Origin of the sequence: Paenarthrobacter sp. DKR-5 (assembly GCF_018531425.1) — a bacterium.
Classification (GTDB): Bacteria; Actinomycetota; Actinomycetes; order Actinomycetales; family Micrococcaceae; genus DKR-5.
Window position 1 is genome coordinate 50,183 of record NZ_JAHBOI010000011.1, and the last position, 13,569, is coordinate 63,751.

Annotated in this window: 14 protein-coding genes; 9 read left to right on the top strand and 5 right to left on the bottom strand. The window is 69.5% G+C overall.

Annotation, left to right across the window (positions count from 1 at the left end; genetic code table 11):
• Window positions 1–28: 28 nt before the first annotated feature.
• Together KIH31_RS17805 and KIH31_RS17810 are read right to left on the bottom strand one after the other, a co-directional pair.
• Window positions 29–613, bottom strand: a complete 585-nt coding sequence (locus tag KIH31_RS17805) for a hypothetical protein (protein WP_214428489.1) — start codon at window positions 611–613, stop codon at window positions 29–31.
• A 51-nt stretch (window positions 614–664) separates the two neighbouring features.
• Window positions 665–2,014, bottom strand: a complete 1,350-nt coding sequence (locus tag KIH31_RS17810; RefSeq protein WP_307857698.1) for an MATE family efflux transporter — start codon at window positions 2,012–2,014, stop codon at window positions 665–667.
• 252 nt (window positions 2,015–2,266) lie between these two features.
• On the opposite strand from KIH31_RS17810, the gene KIH31_RS17815 reads away from it, so the two are divergent.
• Complete coding sequence (locus tag KIH31_RS17815; RefSeq protein ID WP_214428490.1) at window positions 2,267–3,064, top strand: IclR family transcriptional regulator; 798 nt, start codon at window positions 2,267–2,269, stop codon at window positions 3,062–3,064.
• A 24-nt stretch (window positions 3,065–3,088) separates the two neighbouring features.
• On the opposite strand, the gene KIH31_RS17820 is transcribed toward KIH31_RS17815, so the two are convergent.
• Window positions 3,089–4,468 carry a GAF domain-containing serine/threonine-protein kinase gene (locus KIH31_RS17820; protein ID WP_307857699.1) on the bottom strand — a complete coding sequence of 460 codons (1,380 nt, stop codon included), beginning with the start codon at window positions 4,466–4,468 and terminating at the stop codon, window positions 3,089–3,091.
• A 91-nt stretch (window positions 4,469–4,559) separates the two neighbouring features.
• Here KIH31_RS17820 and KIH31_RS17825 point away from each other — a divergent pair, with 91 nt between their 5' ends.
• The 4 genes from KIH31_RS17825 (at window position 4,560) to KIH31_RS17840 (ending at window position 8,439) form a co-directional block, all read left to right on the top strand.
• Window positions 4,560–5,543, top strand: a complete 984-nt coding sequence (locus KIH31_RS17825; RefSeq protein ID WP_214428491.1) for an aldo/keto reductase — start codon at window positions 4,560–4,562, stop codon at window positions 5,541–5,543.
• Window positions 5,544–5,653: 110 nt separating this feature from the next.
• Window positions 5,654–7,243: a molybdopterin-dependent oxidoreductase gene (locus KIH31_RS17830; protein WP_214428492.1), complete on the top strand. Its 1,590-nt coding sequence runs from the start codon at window positions 5,654–5,656 to the stop codon at window positions 7,241–7,243.
• 41 nt (window positions 7,244–7,284) lie between these two features.
• Complete coding sequence (locus KIH31_RS17835) at window positions 7,285–8,112, top strand: DUF1206 domain-containing protein (RefSeq protein WP_214428493.1); 828 nt, start codon at window positions 7,285–7,287, stop codon at window positions 8,110–8,112.
• A 96-nt stretch (window positions 8,113–8,208) separates the two neighbouring features.
• Window positions 8,209–8,439 (top strand): hypothetical protein, encoded by a 231-nt coding sequence (locus KIH31_RS17840; RefSeq protein WP_214428494.1) that lies wholly within the window; start codon window positions 8,209–8,211, stop codon window positions 8,437–8,439.
• 1 nt (window position 8,440) lies between these two features.
• On the opposite strand, the gene KIH31_RS17845 is transcribed toward KIH31_RS17840, so the two are convergent.
• Window positions 8,441–8,734: a hypothetical protein gene (locus KIH31_RS17845; protein ID WP_214428495.1), complete on the bottom strand. Its 294-nt coding sequence runs from the start codon at window positions 8,732–8,734 to the stop codon at window positions 8,441–8,443.
• Window positions 8,735–8,841: 107 nt separating this feature from the next.
• On the opposite strand from KIH31_RS17845, the gene KIH31_RS17850 reads away from it, so the two are divergent.
• From KIH31_RS17850 to KIH31_RS17865, 4 genes are all read left to right on the top strand, one after another.
• Window positions 8,842–9,327 (top strand): YtxH domain-containing protein, encoded by a 486-nt coding sequence (locus tag KIH31_RS17850; protein ID WP_214428496.1) that lies wholly within the window; start codon window positions 8,842–8,844, stop codon window positions 9,325–9,327.
• Between the two features lie 607 nt (window positions 9,328–9,934).
• Complete coding sequence (locus KIH31_RS17855) at window positions 9,935–10,630, top strand: BTAD domain-containing putative transcriptional regulator (protein ID WP_214428497.1); 696 nt, start codon at window positions 9,935–9,937, stop codon at window positions 10,628–10,630.
• 127 nt (window positions 10,631–10,757) lie between these two features.
• Window positions 10,758–10,934: a DUF1059 domain-containing protein gene (locus KIH31_RS17860; RefSeq protein WP_214428498.1), complete on the top strand. Its 177-nt coding sequence runs from the start codon at window positions 10,758–10,760 to the stop codon at window positions 10,932–10,934.
• Window positions 10,934–12,088: an EAL domain-containing protein gene (locus KIH31_RS17865; RefSeq protein ID WP_214428499.1), complete on the top strand. Its 1,155-nt coding sequence runs from the start codon at window positions 10,934–10,936 to the stop codon at window positions 12,086–12,088. Before KIH31_RS17860 ends, KIH31_RS17865 begins: the two co-directional genes overlap by 1 nt.
• Before the next feature lie 61 nt (window positions 12,089–12,149).
• Here KIH31_RS17865 and KIH31_RS17870 read toward each other — a convergent pair whose 3' ends face one another.
• On the bottom strand, window positions 12,150–13,562 hold the full coding sequence (locus tag KIH31_RS17870; RefSeq protein WP_214428508.1) for an NAD(P)-binding protein: 1,413 nt from the start codon (window positions 13,560–13,562) through the stop codon (window positions 12,150–12,152).
• Between the last annotated feature and the right edge of the window lie 7 nt (window positions 13,563–13,569).

Genomic DNA, 13,569 nt, shown 5'->3' on the forward strand with positions numbered 1-13,569 from the left:
TGCGGATGGCCGCCGGGACGGCCCTCCCCTAGTTTACGGCCTCGGCGCTGCCGGCCGGCGCGGATGCCTCATGCCGGTACGTGAGGGCCGCCAGCAGCAGCATCACTCCGATGATGATGGCGGAGCCGCCGATCACCCCGAGGAGTGCGTGCGCCTCGAGGGTGGCGAAGAACGGCAGGATCACGGCGGCGGCGGTGTTCACGGCGCCGGTGAGCAGCCAGTCCCGTGCGAGCACGAGCCGGCGCCGGTGCGTCCAGCCCAGGTAAAGCTCACACAGGCCCGCGATCCCCAGGCCGGCCGAGGCCGCCGCAACGAAGGCCCAGGTCTGGTGCACGGACAGGGCGAACACCGAGAGCGCGAGCAGGCCCAGGTGCTCCACCCGGAGCGTCCGCTTGATCCGGCCGTCCGAAGTGGAGAAGCTCAGGTCCAGCAGCAGCACGGCGAAGGCGGTGCCCACCAGATAGAGTCCCCCGGCCACGGACATCACCGTGGTGGAGGGGTTTTGCCAGAAGACGGTGACCAGCCCGAAGACGAGGGCGACAAGGGCCCGGTAGAGCAGCGGCTTCCACATGCCAGTTGCCGGCTCCAGCTTGCCCTTCAATTCAGCGTCCACGACTACCAGCTTAGCGGCGCAGCGGTCGCCTCACTGTCGCCTCACTGCGCCTCACAGCCTGCGGGCTCCGGCCACGAGCCAGCGGTCGGAGCGCGCCCGCAGGCCGAGCGTCACCCCGCGGCTGGCGAGGTAGCCCAGGGCAAAGGCGGCCCACAGCAGAGCGACGGCGGCCGGCCCGGCGGCGGAAGAGAACGCGACGAGTGCCAGCAAGGGCAGGTACACCGCCAGGTTGGCGACGCCGGCGAGCGCCAGGTAGCGCGCGTCGCCGGCGCCGATGAGCACGCCGTCGAGCACGAACACGTAACCCGCCAACGGCTGGCCGGCCGCGAGCACCAGCAGGGCGGCGGCAAGGGCGGAACGGACGGCGTCGTCGTTCGTGAAGAGGTATCCCAGGACCGGAGACACTGCCGCGGCGAGCACCCCGGTTGCCGCGCCGAACCCGACTCCCCACCGAACCATCGTGCGGGTCAGCAGGCGGGCACGGGGCAGGTCCCCCGCGCCCAGTTCCTTGCCGAGCAGCGCCTGCGCGGCGATGGCGAGCGCGTCCAGTGCGAACGCGAAGAACGTGAAGACCGTCATCGCCAGCTGGTGGGCCGCGAGATTCACGGCGCCGAGGCCGGTCGCGACCAGGACCGTGGCGAGGATGGCCACCCGCAGGCTGAGGGTGCGCAGCATCAGCCAGCTGCCGACCGCTGCGGCCGCGCGGATGCCCCGCCAGTCGGGCACCAGGCGCACACGCGCCGGACGGGCAGCCTTGAGCACGATGACGAGGTAGACGGCCGCCATCGACCACTGTGCCAGGTCGGTGCCGATCGCTGAGCCGGCGACGGAGAGCCCGGCTCCGTAGACCAGGAGCCAGTTCAATGCGATGTTGAGCGTGAAACCCGCCACCGCGACCACCAGCGGCGTCCGGGTGTCCTGCAGGCCGCGCAGCACGCCGGTGGCGGCGAGCACCAGCAGCATGGCGGGCAGGCCGGCAAGGGACCAGCGCAGGTACTCGCCGGCGAAGGCGCGCACGGCAGGATCCGCTGCTGCCGCCCCCAGCAGCGGATCGACCAGCCAAAGCCCGGCGGCCGCGAGTGCTGCACCGAGCAGCAGCGCCAGCCACAGCCCGTCGATGCCCGCCCGCAGGGCGTCCTCAAGGCGTCCCGCGCCCAGCAGCCGGGCCACGGCCGGCGTGGTGGCGTAGGCCAGGAAGACCATCAAACCCACGGCCGTCTGCAGCAGGGTAGTGGCCAGACCCATGCCGGCGAGCTGGTCGACGCCGAGATGGCCCACGATCGCCGAATCCGCCAGCAGGAAGAGCGGTTCGGCCACGAGTGCGCCGAAGGCCGGCACGGCCAGCCTCAGGATGTCGCGCGCCTCCGAGCCTCTGGCGGTGGCGGGCTGCGGGGATGGCACCCTCCGAGCATAGCCAGTCGCCTCCGGTCAGGTGAGGTGGGCGCGAGAGGCCAGTCGTGGCGGCTTCCGGCGCGCGGAGGCCGCCGCAACTGGCCGTTCGGCCCGGGAAGGCGCGCCGTCAGCCCCCTGACGCTAACCAGCCCGTGCGGCGGCGAGCGCATCCTGACAACGGTTCCCCGCGGCGCCGGGCGCCGTTTTATAGTGGACTCACCGCTTTCCGGCGGTCATATTGTGGACAAAAGAACGGAAGCGATGGAAGTGGGCAGCACCCCGGTCCAGGGCGCACAGGTGGTCGGCCGCGTCGCCCAGCTGCTGCGCATCGTCGGCCACGGCCCGCGCACGGGCCGCACGACTGCCGACGTCGTCAAGGAGTCGGGTCTGACCCGCCCCACCGCATACCGGCTGCTTGCCTCGCTCGCCGCCGAAGGCCTGCTTGAGCACGACGGCGGCTCGGGCCGCTGGTACCTCGGCCCGGAAGCGTACATCCTCGGTTCGCTCTCCGCCCGCCGCTACGACATCGAGGATCTGGCCAGGGACAACGTCCGCCGCCTCGCCGACGAAACCGAGGAAAGCGCCTTCCTCTCGGTGCTGCGCGGAAACGGGACCGTGTGCCTGCTCCGTGAGGAAGGCAGCTTCCCTATCCGGTCCTTTGTGCTGCATGAGGGCGTCCGGTTCCCGCTCGGCGTCGCGTCCGCGGGACTGGCAATCCTCGCCTACCACTCCGACGAGGAGATCGAGGCCTACCTCGCCGAGAGCGCCGGGGACCTCGCCGGCTGGGGCCCCGGTCACTCGGCCGAGGGCATCCGGGAGCGGATCCGGCTCACCCGGGAGACGGGTTATGCGGTCAACCCCGGCCTGATCGTCGAGGGCAGCTGGGGCATGGGGGCGGCCGTGTTCGACTCCGCGGGCAGGCCGCTGTGGGCGCTGTCCCTGACGGGCATCGAGCCGCGGTTCCGGGGCGAACGGGGGCAGCTGTTAGGCAAGCTGCTGCTCGAGGAAGCCCACAAGATCACCGTGAAGCTGCAGACGCGCCCGGCCGCCGGCGGCTAGTGCCCGCTACGCCAGCACGCGGACCTAAGCCATCGCGGCGGACTGCCGGCTCTCCAGCATGAGCTCCAGGTGGTCCATCACGACGGCCGCCAGGTCCTCCAGGATCTCCACCTGTCCCGCGTCGACGTCGCGCGGGGCGAAGTCCAGCACACACAGCGTCCCGAGGTTGAAGCCGTCGTGGGTGCGCAGCGGCACGCCCGCGTAGAACTTGAGCCCGAATTCCCCCGCCACCAGCGGATTGGTGAGCGTGCGCGGGTCTTCAGGGGCGTTGCCCACCACCCAGGCCCCATCCGACAGGATCGCCGAGGCACACAGACCCGGGTCCCGGTCGATCTGCTGGATGTCCAGCCCGTGGTGGGACTTGAACCAGATCCGGTCGTGGTCCACCACGCTGACAATCGCGACCGGCACATCGAACAGCCGTGCGGCGAGTGCCGTGATCCGGTCGAAGGCGCCGTCCGGCGGGGTGTCGAGGATCCCGTAACGCCGAACCGCTTCCAGCCTGCCCTCCTCATCGGCCGGCATGACTGCCGCGCCGGTGCGCGGGTCGGAACCCGGTTCCATCGCCAGCGCGTACAGCACCGACACAATCTCCTGCGCGAGCGGACGTTCCGCCGGGTCCGTGGCGGTCATGGCCGTCAGCAGCCGGCACCAGTCCGGGCCCAGGCTTTCGGGGATGTCGGGGTTGCGCACGAGCCGCGCGACCGCGCTTTCCACCAGCGGGCCGGGATAGGCGACAACGCCGGTAAGGCACTGCAGCAGCACAAGCCCCAAGGCGTAAATGTCGCTGAAGGGACCAACGCTTTCCCCCTTGACCTGCTCGGGGCTCAGGTAGGCAGCCGTCCCGGTGACCACGCCTTCACGGGTCAGCGGCTCTTCGGTCATCAGCGCCACTCCGAAGTCGGTCAGCTTGGCCCGCACCCGGGTCCCGTCGGTGCGGTAGTTGACCATCATGACGTTGGCCGGCTTCACGTCCCGGTGGACGACGCCGCACGAGTGGATGTAATCCAGCCCTTCAGCGAGGTCGAAACCGATCTGCGCCACCTGCCGCGGCGGCATGGGACCCTCGGCCAGGCGCACCCGCAGGTCCGGGCCGTTGATCAGTTCCATGACGAGGTACACCCGCGGCCGGCCCGGATCGCGCAGGTCGGTGCCCGCGTCGAGCAGGGCCACCAGGCTGTGGTGGTTCAGCCGGGCCAGCAGCTTGGCCTCGGCGTCGTCGCGGCGCACCTCATCCAAGGTGGAGGCCGTCGTCTGGACAAGTTTGATCGCCACGTCACGGCCCAGGAACTCGTCCCGGGCACGATGAACCGTTGCCATGGCCCCGGCGCCGATCCGCTCCAGCAGACGGTACCGTCCGCCCAGGAGCGCGCGCGCATCGTTGCTTTCCTGCACATTTGTCACGTGCTCCCGCTTTCTCGCAATTGACAGTGTACTGATCAATGCGGTATTTCATGCATCGGCGCGGGGCGGCGCGAAAAGCTATAGTCGGAGCATGGATCAGCGCAGACTCGGAAGAACCGGCCGCACCGTCTCCACCGTCGGCCTCGGCACCTGGCAGCTCGGAGCGGACTGGGGCGTCGTCGATGTGAAGGACGCCCACGCCGTGCTCGACGCGGCCGCCGGGTCCGGCGTCACGTTCTTCGACACCGCTGATGTCTACGGCGACGGGCGCAGTGAACAGTTCATTGGCGAGTTCCTCGCGGCCAACCCGGAGTCCGGCATCACCGTGGCCACGAAAATGGGCCGCCGGCTGGAGCAGGTGCCGGAGAGCTACCAGCTCGCGAATTTCCGGCAGTGGACGGACAGGTCCCGGCGCAACCTCAAGACGGACACACTCGACCTGGTCCAGCTGCACTGCCCGCCGACGGCCGTGTACTCCAGCGACGCGGTCTTCGACGCCCTCGACACCCTCGTCGAGGAGGGCGTCATGCGCAACTACGGTGTCAGCGTCGAAACGACGGAAGAAGCGCTCACCGCCATCGCGCGGCCGGGCACCGCAACCGTGCAGATCATCTTCAACCCGTTCCGGCTCAAGCCGCTCGATGAGGTCCTGCCCGCAGCCAAGGCCGCCGGTGTGGGCATCATCGCGCGCGTGCCGCTGGCCTCCGGGCTGCTCTCGGGCAAGTACACCAAGGACACGACCTTCCCCGAGAACGACCACCGCAACTACAACCGGAGCGGGTCCGCCTTCGACGTCGGCGAGACGTTCTCCGGCGTCGACTTCGAACAGGGCCTGGCTGCCGTGCACGAATTCCAGCGGCTGGTGCCGGAAGGAACGACGACGGCCCAGGCAGCGCTGGCCTGGATCATCGCGCAGGACGGCGTGAGCACCGTCATCCCCGGCGCGCGCAACGCCGACCAGGCCAGGGCCAACGCGGCCGCGGGGACGGTCGGCGACCTCGGAGCGGAGTTCGATCGCAACGTCCACGATGTCTATGACAAGTACTTCCGGGCCACCGTGCACCCGAAGTGGTGAGGTGACACCCCCGCCGGACTGGACGCCGCACGGAGTTCCGGCGTGAGCTTCGGCCTGAGCTCCGCGGGTTCCGGACCGGTCCGCGGCTGGTCCGGCTGCGAATCCCTCCCATGAGAGCAAAGCGTTTCTGGACCGGGCCCGGCCCGGCAGCTGCCCTGGCGGGCATCCTCGCGGCTGGATTGCTGCTCGGCGTGGCCGAGCTCGCCGGCAGCTTCTTCCGGGCCGCCGCGACGCCCCTGGTCGCGCTCGGATCGACATTCATCGACTTCACCCCGGTCTGGCTGAAGAACTTCGCCGTGGACACCTTCGGCACCAATGACAAACTCGTCCTGTTCATTTCGATGGGGATCGTCATGGCGGCGCTCGCCGCCGTCGCCGGCTATTTGGCGTACCGCCGCTGGGCTGCGGGCATCACGCTGCTGCTGCTGCTCAGCACCGTCGTCGCCGCCGCCGTCGTGACCCGTTCGGGCGCGGAGCCGACCGACGTCCTGCCGACCCTGCTGGGGGTCCTCGCCGGCGTGCTCACGCTGCGCTGGATGACGAACCGGCTGCACCGGGAGCACCCGCCTGTGACAGGTCCGGGCGGAGCCCCGTCCCCGGAAGCCGGGGCGTCCGGCACCCCCGGACGGTCAACGGGGCGGCGCTCGTTCCTGGCAGCCGCCGGACTGACCGCCGCCGCCGCGGCCGCCGCGGCACTGGCAGGCGAACTTCTCGCCGGGACGCGCCGCACCGTCGAACGGACCCGTTCGGCCCTCCGGCTCCCCCGGGCCGCCCGTCCCGCGGCCCCGCTGCCTGCGGGAGTGCAGTCACCGGTGGCGGGAGTGACGCCGTTTGTCACCCCGGCCAAGGATTTCTACCGGATCGATACCGCCCTCGCCGTGCCCAGCATCGACGCCGCCAGCTGGGAGCTGCGCGTCCACGGCATGGTGGAACAGGAAGTACGGATGTCTTTCAACGACCTGCTCACCGCGGAGCTGATCGAGTCCTACGTCACGCTGACATGCGTTTCCAATCCCGTGGGCGGCAACCTCGCGGGCAACGCCAAATGGCTTGGCTACCCGCTGCGGAAAGTGCTCGAAAAAGCCAGGCCGACCGCCGGCGCCGACATGGTCCTGTCCACGAGTTCCGACGGCTTCTCTGCCTCCACGCCGCTCGGCGTCCTGCAGGATGACCGCGACGCGATCCTGGCCATCGGCATGAACGGTGAGCCCCTTCCGCTGGAGCACGGCTACCCTGTGCGCATGGTCGTGCCGGGACTTTACGGGTTTGTCTCCGCCACCAAGTGGGTCGTGGACCTTGAGGTCACCCGCTTCCAGGACAAGCGAGCCTACTGGACCGACCGCGGCTGGTCCGATCACGGGCCAGTAAAGACCTCCTCCCGGATCGAGGTCCCGAAATCCTTCGCGAGGGTCAAGGCCGGCAAGGTCGCCGTCGGAGGCACCGCGTGGTCCCAGCACCGGGGCATTACCAAGGTCGAAATCCAGATTGACGACGGTCCGTGGCAGGAGGCCGTGCTCGCGGCGGAAGCAAGCATCGACACCTGGCGGCAGTGGTCCTTCCAATGGGAGGCGACGCCGGGCAACCACGACATCAGGACGCGGGCCACGGACCGCAAGGACGGGCTCCAGACCGAACAGCGCGCCAATCCCATCCCCGACGGCGCCTCCGGGTGGCAGTCCGTCAACGTCACCGTCGAGTAGGATGCTTCTGCGGAAAACTGCGCCGGAGGTGAAGGAACGTGATGGACGAGGAGGAAACCTCGCTGCGCGAAGCGGCTGACCGGGCGGAAGAGGTTTCGGACACCAAGACCCTCGACGTCGCCGCCAGGTTCGGCTTCGCCGTCATGGCGGTCCTGCACATCATTATCGGCGCGATCGCGATCAGCCTCGCGTTCGGGGGTTCCGGGCAGGCCGAACCCACCGGGGCGATCGCCGAGCTCGCCGCCAGCCCCTGGGGCCCGGCGGTGCTGTGGGCCTGCGCAGCCGGCTGTGTCGGCCTCGCCCTCTGGCAGCTCAGCGAGGCAACGCTGCGCGCCCGCCACCTGCCCACGGGGGAACGTCTCGGCAAGACCATCACGTCCGGGTTCCTGGCCGTGGCGTACGGCAGCATCGGCCTCACCTTCGGCAACTTCGCCCTGGGCGTGCGCTCGGATTCCGGAGACTCCACCCGGGACTTCACTGTCGCGTTGATGCGCGCGCCGCTCGGCTCTGCCGCCCTGCTGGGCCTGGGGGCCGTCATTGCCGGCATCGGTGTCTATTTCGAGGTGAAAGGGCTGCGGCGGACCTTCCGGGAGGAACTGGCGCACTTCGAGCAGCAACGGCGCGGACGGATCGTCGAGGCGTTCGGCGTCGTCGGGCACGTGGCCAAAGGCGTCGCCCTGAATCTCGTCGGCCTGCTCTTCATTGTGGCCGTGGTCAAGCAGGATCCCCAGGAATCGACGGGCCTCGACGGCAGCCTGAAGGCCTTGCGCGACCAGGCCTACGGGCCCTACCTGCTGCTGGCGATCGGCGCCGGATTCATTTGCTACGGCATCTTCGCGCTGCTGCGCTCACGGTTCGGGCGGATGTGAACCGGCCGGCCAGGACCCCAGCGGTGACAATGGATTTTCGCCCTGGGCCGTGGCAAGCTGGCGGGAGTTCCGGTTTCCGATCCGTGGAGGTTGAAGATGAGCAACAGCTTGCGGCCTGAGGAAGAGTCCCCCGAGGTCCCCGAAGACGAACGGCTGGAGCATCTGCCCCCTGTTCCGGACGACGCCGAAGACACCGACGACGTGCCCGACGTCGAGACCGTGAACGAGGAGGCCAACGAAGCCGACGTGCTCGAGCAGGCGACCCCACTGGGCCCCGACGCCGGCGGCGACGAGGAGTACCCGAACGCCCTGGAGGAAGGCGAGTAGCTCAGCCGTTCATCGGCCCTTCTGCGCGCACCTTCGATGCGCCCGGTCCTTCCAGCTCCACCGTGCAGCGCACGACGAACTGGTTCTCGGCGGTGCCGCTCAGCTCGACCAGCGTCTCGCCTTCGGTGATCACGGTGTACACCGCGGTGCCCGGCCGGATCCCGAGGTCTTTGCCTGCGGCAGCCTGGCGGGCGTTCTCCAGCGCCTCGGCCTTGAGCTGGTCGACGTAGGCCTCGTCACCGGAGCGGCTGCCGTCCCCGAAGGCCCACCCGAAAATTCGTCCGTTCTCAGTCATGGTGGCAAGTCTATCGGGGTTTCCCCTTAATGCTAAGCATGCTTGCCAATTGCTCGCTGAGCGTGCTTAGGTAGGCAGAAAGCGCACGCTGCCGACAGGAGCATGAGATGAAGAACAAATTGGTTTTCGCGACCGGTCTGGCGGTGGGATACGTGCTCGGCACCCGTTCCGGCCGGGAAAGATATGAGAAGCTCCGCACCAAGGCCAAGGAACTTTGGCAGAACCCCAAGGTGCAGGAGACCGTCTCCGAAGCGGCCGGGACCATCAAGGACAAGGCCCCCGCACTCCAGGAACAGGCCGCCGAGGCGCTGCGCAAGGCCCAGGGCACCGTCAGCACGGCCCTGCATAAGGACGACGCCGGCAAGAAGGGGTCCGACGAGTTGGCGGGCCCGGCAGTGCCTGCGCCGGTCCCCGCCGTTTCCACGCAGACCGGGGCCGCCGGGACACCCGGTGCAGCTGCCACGCTGCCGCCGAATGAATCCCTCGACGGGACCCCGGGCCCCGCGTCGATTACCGACGAATCCCCGGAGGCCGAGCAGGCCCGGCTGATTCACGAAGAGGACCTGCGCAACGAGGAGAACGACGGCGACTGAGCGTCCCAGGACAGTGGAAAGCCCGGGTGCTGCGCTTTTGGGGGGAAGAGCAGCGCCCGGGCGTTTTCCATTTTGCGACATACCCAGACGGGTATGGAAGGCTCGCAGGTGAAACGTTTCCCGCAACCCGGCGGGCACGGTTGACGGGATGACCGCGCCACCTTGGTTGCGGCTTTGCAGACAGGGCCGGCCGGCCCTGTCTGCGCGCCTGGAAAGCGGGTAAAGGGGCAAGTAGTGGTCCTGAAAACCTGAGTACCCGGGCACCAAAGTCGAGTAGGGATTTACTCGTGTGCCGGGTGTCGAGGCCTCCTAGGCTCGTAGATGTTGAATCACATCATCAGCCGGTCAGGAGCGGGTCTCACACAATGCGCGATCACACTACCCCTTGCGAACTGGCTCATGCCGCAGCCACCTGGCTGCCCGCCTCGCATCCACGCGTGCAGGCCCCACGATCGGGGCCGGCGATGGTGGAGTCTTCTGAGACCGAGACTTCCCCCCAGCCGTCGCCGGCCCCCCTTTCTTTCGCGCCTGCCCGGTTTTGGCGCCGCCACGCCGTTCCCGCGTAGCCCTTGGCGGAGTCCAGGAGACGGGGTGTGAGATGGAAACGATGACGAACAGCGAATGGGAGCTCCAGCTTTTGGGCTGCTGGCAGCTCAAGCGGGACGGCCAGCCGGTGGACATCGGCATCCGCCAGCAGCGGCTGATCGCGGCCTTGGCGCTCCTGGGCCCGCGCTCGCGCCGTTATCTCACCGGCCTGCTGTGGCCGGACAGCACTGACGCGCAAGCAGCGGGGAGCCTCCGGACCACCGTCTTCCGCATCACCCATGAACAGCCCGGGCTGCTCGAGGGCTTCGGCGACTCCCTCCGGCTGGCACCGGGTGTGCCCGTGGACACGTTCGCCGTGCGGCAGGTCATTGACGACGTCGCCCGGGGCGACTGCGCGCCGGCCATCGGCTGCGTGGATCTCCTGCGCAACGCGGACCTGCTCCCTGGCTGGTACGAGGACTGGGTCGTCTTCGAGCAGGAACAGCTGACGCAGCAGCGCGTGCACTGTCTCGAAGCCCTCGGCGAATATCTCCTGCAGAGCAACGACGTCGCCCGTTCGCTTGAGGCGGCCCACGCCGCCGCCTCGATTGAGCCCCTGCGCGAAAGCGCCCAGCTGCTCATCCTGAAGGCCAACCTCAAAGCGGGGAACAACGTGCGGGCGATCAAGTCCTTCGAGGACTTCCACCGCAAGACCCAGAGCGAGCTTGGCGTCGCCCCGTCGAGCCGCTTCAGGGACCTGCTGCAGAAGGCGAACTAGGCACCGGGCCACTTCCTGGTTCCGGATGGCCGCGACACGCCCATCCATCCAGCATCCGGCTTCGAATCACCCGTACCTTTACGCGAGGTAGGGTTTGAGCGATTTGCGAATTTCGAAGGAGCCATTGATGAAGTCGTTTGCATGCGGAGACGTGGTACCGGGTTGTGAGGCCCGCTGGGTTTGCAGCACCGAAGACGAGATCCTCGTCGCGGTGGCAGGCCATGCGGCCGCGGCGCACGGCCTGCAGGAGGTGCCGGCCGAGCTGGTCCAGTCCGTCCGGTCCTCCATCGTCACGGTGGGGTGATGCCCGACGCAGACGGTGTCCTCCCTGGTGCGACGCCGGCAGCGGTGCCGGACTGGGAGGCATTGCTGGATGCCGCCTGCCGGGGCGAAGGACTAGCCGCTGCGTACCAGCCCATTGTCGACACGGTCCGTGGCACGGTGGTCGGCTACGAGGCGCTCGCTCGCTTTCCGGGCTTCACCGAGAAGAACCCTGAAGCGTGGTTCTCCGCCGCCCGGCAACACGGCCGGTCCGCCGAACTGGAGGAAGCGGCCCTGCGGACTGCCCTGCGCGCGAGGGCCACCATCCCCCCGAACTGTTTCCTGACCCTCAACGTTTCCCCGGAGCTGCTCGCCACGGAGCGCATCCGCAGCGTATGGCGGGACGAGGGGAACCTGGGCGGCATCGTCGTCGAGCTCACCGAGCAGACTCCCATCGAGTCCTATCTGGACCTCGAACCGGACCTGGACCGGATCCGCGCGGCTGGCGCTCTCATTGCCGTCGACGACGCCGGTGCCGGTTATGCCGGCCTGCGGCACCTGCTCGCGCTCCGGCCCGCCATGATCAAAATCGACCGCGCCCTGATCCAGGACGTCGACCGCGATGAGGCGAAGCGCGCACTGATCGAGATGCTCGGCACCTTCGCCAGCCGGGTGGACGCCTGGGTGCTGGGCGAGGGCGTGGAGCGCGCCGAGGAGCTTGAAGCACTCGCGGCGCTCGGTGTGCCTCTGGTGCAGGGCTACCATCTGGGCCGTCCCGCTCCGCCCTGGAAGGGGGTCGAGCCGGAGGCGGCCCACGCGCTGGCCGCCCGGCATTCGGCAGCGGCGGCTGGCGTCGTACGCGACGTCGTCGAGCCGGCCAGGACCGCCACCAGCACTGCGCAGGCCGCGGACTCGTTCGGCGCAGACCAGCTGCTCGAATCGGTCGTGTTGCTGGAGGATCATTTCCGGCCTGTCTGCGTGCTCGACGCCGGCTCGGCGGGTCTCGGCGTGGTGGTCCCGGGCCTGCGCGTGAACCTCGACACCCCGCTCGGCGAGGCCCTGGCGCGGTCCATGACCCGCCCCCGGGCGGCCCGGTTCGAGCCGCTGCTCGTCACCGACAATGCCGGCAGGTTCGCCGGGATCGCCCGCCTGGAGCGGATGATCACAGCAGTCGTGGCCGCGCCCTCCCGGGCCTAGCCTCCGCGCGGTACCCTCGGGGCGTGGCCTCCGCAACGGCAGCCGGCTGCCGCGCACCCGCCTACAGGTCCGTGGCCAGCGCCCCCGCGCGTCCGTGGGCGGAACCGGTGGCGAACCCGATGGACACCGGCTGCGGGCCGGAGGAACCGCAGCAGGAGGAGGCTTCGGCAGCGGGCGCATCGCAGCTGCTGCCGATGTCAGTGGAGCACACGCCCGTTTCAGGCAGTTCCAGCTGGACCCGGTCGGCGGCTTCCTGGTCTCCGGCCAGTGCCGCGGCGATCGAACGGACCTGCTCATAGCCGGTGGCCAGCAGGAACGTCGGCGCACGCCCGTAGGACTTCATGCCTGCGATGTAGAAGTCGCGGTCAGGATGCGCGAGCAGCCTGGCCCCGTGCGGGGGAACAGTGCCGCAGCTGTGGAAGTCCGGGTCGATCAGCGGCCCGAGTTCCCGGGGTGCCTCGACGCCGGGGTCGAGGTCGAGCCGGATTTCCTTCAGGATGTCCAGGTCGGGCCGGAACCCGGTGGCAGGGATGAGCACGTCGACGCCCAGGACCGTGGCGCCGTCGGGGGTGGCTCCGTGGACGTGCAGGCCCTCGGCGCCGGAGGGCGTGAGTTCGAACCCCGTGATCGTGAACGAGGTGCGCAGGTTGACGGCACCGGTATCGACGAGACGTCGCAACCGCGTCCCGAGCATTCCGCGTGCAGGCAGCCCGTCACGGTCGCCGCCGCCGTACAGGCGCGTGGCGTCCGCGCCGCGCACGGCCCAACTGATTCGGGTCCCGGGCTCCTCCCGCGCAAGCCCACCCAGCGCCAGCAGCGTGTTGGCGGCCGAATGTCCGGCGCCCACCACCAGCACGTGCCGGCCGGCGAACAGGTGCCGGTCCCGGCCGGTAACGTCGGGGAGCGGCGAGGAGATGAATCCGGCGCCCCGGGCCTCGGCCTCCCCCGGTGCGGCCAGGCCCCCGGAGCCGACGGGGTTCGGAGTGGTCCACGTGCCGGAGGCATCGATGACTGCGCGGACAAGGTGGTCATGGACGGCCCCGTCAGCGGCCGTCGCGCGCACGAGGTACGGCCGCTCCTGCCGTCCCAGTGACTGCGTCTTGTCCATGCCCTGGCGGGTGACGGCGGCGACCCGGGCCCCGGTGCGCAGGGCCCCGGCGATCACGGGAAGTGCCGCGAGCGGCGCCAGATAGTCTTCGACCAGCTCGCGGCCGTAGGGCAGCGCCGTGGGCCGGGGCGCCTGCCACCCGGCGGCTTCCAGGAGCCGGCGGGCGGCGGCATCGATGTTGTACTGCCAGGGCGAGAACAACCGGGTGTGGCCCCACTCCGTGATCGAGGCGCCTGCGGCGTCGCCGGCTTCGAAGATCAGCGGCCGCAGGCCCTGTTCGAGCAGGTGGGCGGCGGCGGCGAGGCCGACCGGCCCGGCTCCGATGACGGCCACCGGAAGATCCGCGCGGCCGGGCACCTCAGGCATGGGACTC